Source organism: Pseudoflavonifractor phocaeensis, from assembly GCF_016901955.1.
GTDB lineage: Bacteria > Bacillota > Clostridia > Oscillospirales > Oscillospiraceae > Flavonifractor > Flavonifractor phocaeensis_A.
Genome location: NZ_JACJLC010000120.1, coordinates 1 through 6,566 on the forward strand (window position 1 = coordinate 1; position 6,566 = coordinate 6,566).

Sequence of the window (6,566 nt, forward strand, 5' to 3'; positions counted from 1 at the left end):
GTGGGAATCCGTCTCCTTTTGCTGGGAAAACGGATTGCCACGCCAGTGTGCGCACTGGCTCGCAATGACAGGTTTGTGCAAACTGTCAATTTTGCAACAGGCCCTTTTTGCGAAGTTAGGAGATATGAGTTATGGGTCCGGCTCCCTGTCCGTAGGGGCGACCTGTGGTCGCCCGGCGGTGCCGGTGTGAGAAACGGTGGGGCGGGCTGCCACAGGCCGCCCCTACGATATTCTATCTCAGCAGGGCGGACAGCTCCTCCAGCGTCACCTGATAGGCCCGCTGGGCCATGTCCATCCAGTCCAGGCCGGCGGGGACGGGGGGCATGGTCTCTCCCCGGTTTTTGTACAGCTTGTCCGCCACCCAGGTCAGGAAGGCGGGGTTCTTCACCAGCACCGGCCCGGTGATGTGGGTGCCGATCACATTGCCATGGTAAAAGCCCTCGGGGCCCTTGTCCCTCTCGTTGCCGGCGCCCAGGTCCAGGGCGGTGAACAGGGGGTTGTCCACCCCGCTGGTCACCGAGCACTTGTTCATAAAGCCCACCACCGGGGCCTCGAACAAGCCGGTCCGGGCGATCACGTCGTGGGGCACCCGCTTGTCGGTCTCCACGGTGGCGAAATCCCCAAAGCCCAAACCCTGAAACAGGGTGCCGTTCCGGTCGGTGATGGAGGCCCCCAGCAGCTCCATGGCGTTGCCGGTAAAGAGCACCAGGCCATGCTCCGCCGCCTGGCCCAGGGCCTCCCGGTGGGGGGCCAGCCAGGCAAGCGCGGCCTTCTGGGTGCGCTCGGTGCCCGCTCCCATATAGACCAGATCGGCCCCGGCCAGGTCGGGAGCCTCCCCCGGCTCCACCGTCCGGCGCTCCACCGGCTCCCCCAGCTCCTCCAGCAGCCGGGTCAGGAGGACCAGGTTGGCGTATTCCCCATACAGGCTCATGGCCTGGGGGTAAAGATGGATCAGCTTCATACACTCGCCCTCCTCAGTTTTCCCGTTTGACCTTGTCCAACAGCTTGTCCCGGTCGGAGAAGCAGGTGACCACAAAGATCTCCTCCTCCCCGTTTCGCTCCAGAGCCTGGATGGCGTCGGGAATGGACGGATAGCAGGCGATCTTTTCCCGGGAAATCCGGGAGAAGGCGAACCGCAGGGCCAGGTCGTTGACGTACTTGCCGCACAGCACCACCCGCTCCACGTGGGGGGCGTCCAGCAGGTCGAAGTCGATGTCCCACAGCCAGCTGGTCTCGCCGGTAAAGTATTTCCGGCTGATGGCGTCCACCATCACCACCACGGTGCAGGGCTGCTCCCAGTCCCGGATATACCGGAGATTGGTGTCGTAGGCCACAGAATTTTCGTGCTTGCTGGTGAGGAGGGTACCGTGGTGTTTCCCCAGGGTGAAGGTGACCATCCGGCCGTTTTTCAGGATATAGCTGCCCAGCACCCGGGCGATCACGGCCTTGTCCACCCCGCACAGCCGGCACAGGGACCAGGCCGCCAGGATGTTGTATACATTATAGATGCTGCGGAAGGAGAGGGCCAGCCTGGTGTCCCCATCCAGCTCCAGCACCCCCTCCTTCAGGTCCAGGCCGGTGGCGGCAAAGTCAGGGGTGTGGCGGCAGTGACCGCAGCTGGGGCAGCGGTAGTGGCCGATGTGGTTGTAGTGGTACAGGGTGTATTCCATCTTCTCCTTGCATACCGGGCAGATGGCCCCGTCGTCATATACCCCGTGATGCTCCGCCGTGGCCCCGTCCCAGGCCTCCAGGCCGAACCAACGTACCTTCTCATGGCCACGGGCAAAGCAGGACACCAGGGGATCGTCGGCGTTGAGCACCAGGGTAGTGTCCTGATGCAGGGCGGGCAGGATGGCGTCGTACACCCACTCGGGATGACCGTTCCGGGTGAGCTGATCCCGGTACAGGTTGGTGATGACGAAGTGGGTGGGGTGGAACCACTTGAAGCTGTACCGGGCGTACCGCTCGTCGCTCTCCAGCAGCAGCACGTCCCCGCGCATCCTCCCCCCCAGGGTGCAGTGGGTGAGGATGAGTGTGGTCACTCCCTCGATCTGGTTGGAGCCCTCGGCGTTGTACACCACGTCCTTGCCGGCGGAGCGGAGGACGGCGGCGATCATCTCCACCGTGGAGGTCTTGCCGTTGGAGCCGGTGACCGCCACCACATAGGGGGGCAGCTTTACCCGGCCCAGGGCGTCGGGACAGAATTTCAGGGCGATCTGGCCGGGGAGGCTGCTCCCCTTCCCCACCAGCTTGCCCACAAACCGAATGGCCTTGCACAGCAATATGGCCAGGGCCAGTTTCATGGAATGTCACTCCTTTATGTTTTCCGCATAGCATTCCATATTATAATGCGTACTGAACAAAGCCGCAAGCCTTGAAAGCCAGGGCTTTCAAGGCTAAATGGCTTTGTTCAGGTGCAAGGCTTTCGGACAATTTTGTCCAAAAACCTTGCACCTTCCACTGGTGCGTTGAAACGCGCCAGTGGAAATACGCATTGTAACAATGGCTGAATTCCATAAAAACGGCTCCTTTGAGCCGTTTTTATGGAATTGCGCGGCTGCCGCCGCGTGAATCAACCGATGTTCGGTTGATTCAGCAGACATTATTATACCCACCCCCCGCCGGGAAAGTCAATGGGACAAAAACCGGCGCCGGACAGGAGTCCCCCCGCCCGGCGCCGGCCGCTTTACAGAATGATGCAGATGAGCCCCCCGGAGCCCTCGTTGATGATGCGCTGAAGGGTCTCCTGGAGCTTTGAGCGAGCGTCCTCCGGCATCCGCTTCAGCTTGCCGTTGAGATCCTCGCTGACCAGCTCGTGGAAGGATTTCCCGAAGATGTTGGACTGCCAGATGGCCTTGGTGTCCCCCTCAAACTCCTGGAGCAGGAAGTTTACCATCTCCTCGCTCTGCTTCTCGTTGCCCACGATGGGGGATACCTCGGTCTCAATGTCGGCCCTTATCATATGGATGGAGGGGGCGGAGGCCTTGAGCCGTACCCCGTAGCGTCCCCCCTGCCGGACGATCTCCGGCTCCTCCAGCACCAGTTCGTCGGTGCCGGGCACCACGATGCCGTAGCCGGTGTTCCGCACCTCCTCCAGAGCCCCGGCCACCTTGTCATACTCCGCCTTCACCAGGGACAGGCGGCTGAGGAGCTCCAGCAGGTCTCCGTCGTCGTGGATGGTAAAGCCGGACTGCTGGGAGAGCGTGTCGTAGAACAGGCTCCGGGGCAGGTCCAGCTGGGCGGCGGCCAGACCCACGCCCAGATTCATGGCGGTGATCCTGGCGTCGCTCACCGTGTCGCAGGCCCCGATGGCGGCCACCGCCCCCTCCACGTCCCGGATGCGGCGCATGTCCTTGGCCCCCTCCCGGATGGCGGCGTACAGCCCGTGCTTGATGGGGTGGTCCCAGGGCAGGGCGTCCACCCAGGGGGGCAGGAACAGGTCCAGCTCCTTCACCGGGAACTCGTACAGCACCCCCTTGATGATGTCTGTTACCGCCCCCTCCTCCAGCTCCAGGCAGTTGACGCACACGCAGCTCACGTCATACCGGCCGGCGATGTCCGCCCTTATGGCCTGGGCCCGGTCGGACTGGGGCTGTGCCGAGTTGAGCACCACCAGGAAGGGCTTGCCCAGCTCCTTCAGCTCGGTGATGACCCGCTCCTCCGCCTCCAGATAGTCCTCCCGCTGGATATCGGTGATGGTGCCGTCGGTGGTGACCACGATGCCGATGGTGGAGTGCTCGGCGATGACCTTCCGGGTGCCGATCTCGGCGGCCTCGGTCATGGGGATGGGCTCGGGGAACCAGGGGGTGGTGACCATCCGGGGGGAATCGTCCTCCAGGGAGCCCACCGCTCCGGGCACCAGGTAGCCCACGCAGTCGATGAGCCGCACCGAAAAGGTGGCCCCGCTGTCCATCACCACCTCCACCGCCTCTTCTGGGACGAATTTAGGCTCGGCGGTCATGATGGTACGGCCCGAGCCGCTTTGGGGCAGCTCGTCCCGGGCCCGCTCCCGGCGGTACACGTTCTCGATGCCCGGGATGACCAGGGTCTCCATGAACCGCTTGATGAACGTGGATTTTCCAGTCCGCACCGGCCCCACCACGCCGATATAGATATCCCCCTCGGTCCGCAGGGCGATATCCTCATAGAGCTTGCGTTCTTCCACTGGCAATTCCTCCTTAGGCGCGGCATCACGCCGGCGTTTTCCTTACATACCTATGGGGATAAGCTGTGGAATATGCGTCCTCATTCCAGGGCCAGCTGGCCCATGCGCAGGGCGGTGGACAGGGAGAGACGCTTGTCCGCCCCGCTGTCAAAGGCGATGGTGGCGATGTCCCCCGTCCGGGCGGTGACCACCCCGGGGCCGAAGGCCTTGTGGACCAGCCGGACGCCTGGGGTGTAGCCCGCCTGCCTGGTCTCCACCTCTTCCCGGCCGGGCCGGGAGAGGGGCCGGGCGGGACGGACCTTTTTTCCCTCCGGAGCCTTTTGGGGGAAGAGCTCCCGGGCAAAGGTAGAGAAAAATCCCCCCTTTCGGAAGGTGAACACCCCCAAAGACCCTTTGGCCCGGGTCATGCCCACGTAAAAGAGCCGCCGCTCCTCCTCGTAGAGCTCCCGCTCCTCCTCCCCTGCGTTGCCGCCTGGCACCGAGCGGGGGAAAATGCCGTCGGCCACGTCCAGCAGCAGCACCCGCTGGTACTCCAGGCCCTTGCTGGAGTGGATGGTGGACAGGATGAAGGGGCAGTCCGCCGCCCCGGAGCCTTGCCTGGCCACCTGCTCCAGCGCCTCCAGCCGGGCCAGCAGGGCCGCCGGGCCGGGCTGGGCCGCCCCCAGGGCCTCCAAAATCTCCGCCTTGTGGAGGTCGCCCCCCCGCTCCTGAAGGTAGTCCCCGTAGCCCATGAAGTGGACCATCCGGTACACCGCCTTGTCCCCCGGGTCGGTGAGCAGACCCCGCAGATGGGTCTGGAGGGCTTTGCACTGGCGTTTGGTCCAGGGGGAGGTTTTGGGGCTGGAGATCAGGTACTCCAGAGGGGTGAGGCCCCGTCCCTCCGCCAGCCGGACGGCCTCCTGGGCCATGGCCTTGCTGATCCCCGCCCCCAGCTTGTAGTACAGGGAGAGGAACCGCTCTCCGTCGTTGGGGTCCTGGGCCAGGCGGATCAGGTCGGTGAGATCCCGCACCACCCGGCTGGTGAAAAAGCTGCCGTCCATCTGGCGGCACCGGTAGGGAATGCCCTCCCGGTCCAGCAGGTCGATGAGGGGCAGGGCGCTGTCGTTGTCCCGGTAGAGCACGGCGGTCTCCACCGAGCAGTCCGCCGCCGCCTTGCACAGGTAATGATACTGGCTCTGCCGGTCGTACACCGGAATCTCCCGGACGGCGGGGCCGTCCCCCTGGGTGGCCACCATCCGCTTGGGCCGGCGGTCCCGGTTCTTCTGAATGAACTGGGCGGCGGCCTCCACAATGGGCCGGGTGGAGCGGTAGTTGCGCTCCAGAAAGAGCACTCTGGCGTTGGGGTAGACCCGGTCAAATTCCGTCAGGGCCTGGGGGCAGGCCGCCCGGAAGCCGTAGATGCTCTGGTCCTCATCCCCTACCATAAACAGGTTGCCCCCCTCCCCCGCCAGCAGGCGGATGATGGTGTGCTGGATCCTGGAGGTATCCTGAGCCTCGTCCACGCAGAAGTACCGGTATCGCTTGCGGATGGCCGCCAGCACCTGGGGGTATTTACGAAGGATCTGGAGGGCGTACACCATCTGGTCGTCAAAGTCCATCTGCCGCCGCTGCCGCAGGGCCTGGTTGTAGGCCTGGAAGAAGGGGGCAAACTCCATCCCCTCCACCTCCATGCCCTCCAGGTTTTCCCCTGTCAGCATCTGGTTTTTGGCGTAGGTGATGGCGCTCTGGAGGTTTTTCAAAATGCCCTCGGTGGCAAATTCCCCGGTCTGGGCCTTGTACAGCTCCCCCAGCAGGGCGTTTTTCCCGCCTCCGTCCTCCAGCAGCCGGAAGGCCGAGCGGTCAAAGACCCGCTCATAGTAGCGGATGATCCGGGCGCACACGGCGTTGATGGTGTGGAAGGCCAGCTTCTCCTCCCCGCCGAAAAGGGCGGCGTACCGGGCCTTCATGTCCCGGGCGGCGGAGACGGTGTAGGTCATGGTGAGGATGTGCTCCGGGGGGATGCCCACCCCGTGGAGCATATATCCCAGCCGGGTCACCAGCACCGTGGTCTTGCCGCTGCCCGGCACCGCCAGCAGCAGCACCTGTCCCTCCACCGCCTGGACCGCCTCCTCCTGCTGGGGGTCCAGGCGGATGTGATATGTGGTTTTGAACCGGGTGAAGTCCATAGGCCCTCCCATACGAACAACAATAGAACAAGGATACCACAGTTCCCGAAAAAACGCCAGAGAAACAGGGCTGCCGCATATGCGACAGCCCTGTATTTGTCATCGCCATCCAAGGGCACGGCGGCCCCTATCAACCGCGCCCTTAAAAAGCTCCGCTCTGAACTTTACGCCCTGGGATGGGCCTTGATGTACACGTCCTTCAGCTTCTGGTTCACCAGCTGGGTGTAGATCTGGGT

Annotated in this window: 5 protein-coding genes; all 5 read right to left on the minus strand. The window is 63.8% G+C overall.

The window, feature by feature from the left end:
* Positions 1-232 precede the first annotated feature (232 nt).
* Complete coding sequence (locus H6B51_RS15795) at positions 233-961, minus strand: hypothetical protein (RefSeq protein ID WP_204884575.1); 729 nt, start codon at positions 959-961, stop codon at positions 233-235.
* Positions 962-974: 13 nt separating this feature from the next.
* Positions 975-2,303 (minus strand): MurT ligase domain-containing protein, encoded by a 1,329-nt coding sequence (locus tag H6B51_RS15800; protein ID WP_204884576.1) that lies wholly within the window; start codon positions 2,301-2,303, stop codon positions 975-977.
* 40 nt (positions 2,304-2,343) lie between these two features.
* Positions 2,344-2,517 carry a hypothetical protein gene (locus H6B51_RS15805; protein ID WP_204884577.1) on the minus strand — a complete coding sequence of 58 codons (174 nt, stop codon included), beginning with the start codon at positions 2,515-2,517 and terminating at the stop codon, positions 2,344-2,346.
* A gap of 169 nt (positions 2,518-2,686) precedes the next feature.
* Positions 2,687-4,165 carry a stage IV sporulation protein A gene (spoIVA, locus tag H6B51_RS15810; protein WP_204884578.1) on the minus strand — a complete coding sequence of 493 codons (1,479 nt, stop codon included), beginning with the start codon at positions 4,163-4,165 and terminating at the stop codon, positions 2,687-2,689.
* An 80-nt stretch (positions 4,166-4,245) separates the two neighbouring features.
* A complete protein-coding gene (locus tag H6B51_RS15815) occupies positions 4,246-6,330 on the minus strand; it encodes an ATP-dependent helicase (RefSeq protein WP_204884579.1) in 2,085 nt (694 codons plus the stop codon).
* Between the last annotated feature and the right edge of the window lie 236 nt (positions 6,331-6,566).

Bases quoted from the DNA above. Each gene is read 5' to 3' on its own strand.
- H6B51_RS15815 (WP_204884579.1), bottom strand. From the start codon at position 6,330: ATGGACTTCACCCGGTTCAAAACCACATATCACATCCGCCTGGACCCC.
- H6B51_RS15795 (WP_204884575.1), bottom strand. From the start codon at position 961: ATGAAGCTGATCCATCTTTACCCCCAGGCCATGAGCCTGTATGGGGAA.
- H6B51_RS15800 (WP_204884576.1), bottom strand. From the start codon at position 2,303: ATGAAACTGGCCCTGGCCATATTGCTGTGCAAGGCCATTCGGTTTGTG.
- H6B51_RS15805 (WP_204884577.1), bottom strand. From the start codon at position 2,517: ATGGAATTCAGCCATTGTTACAATGCGTATTTCCACTGGCGCGTTTCA.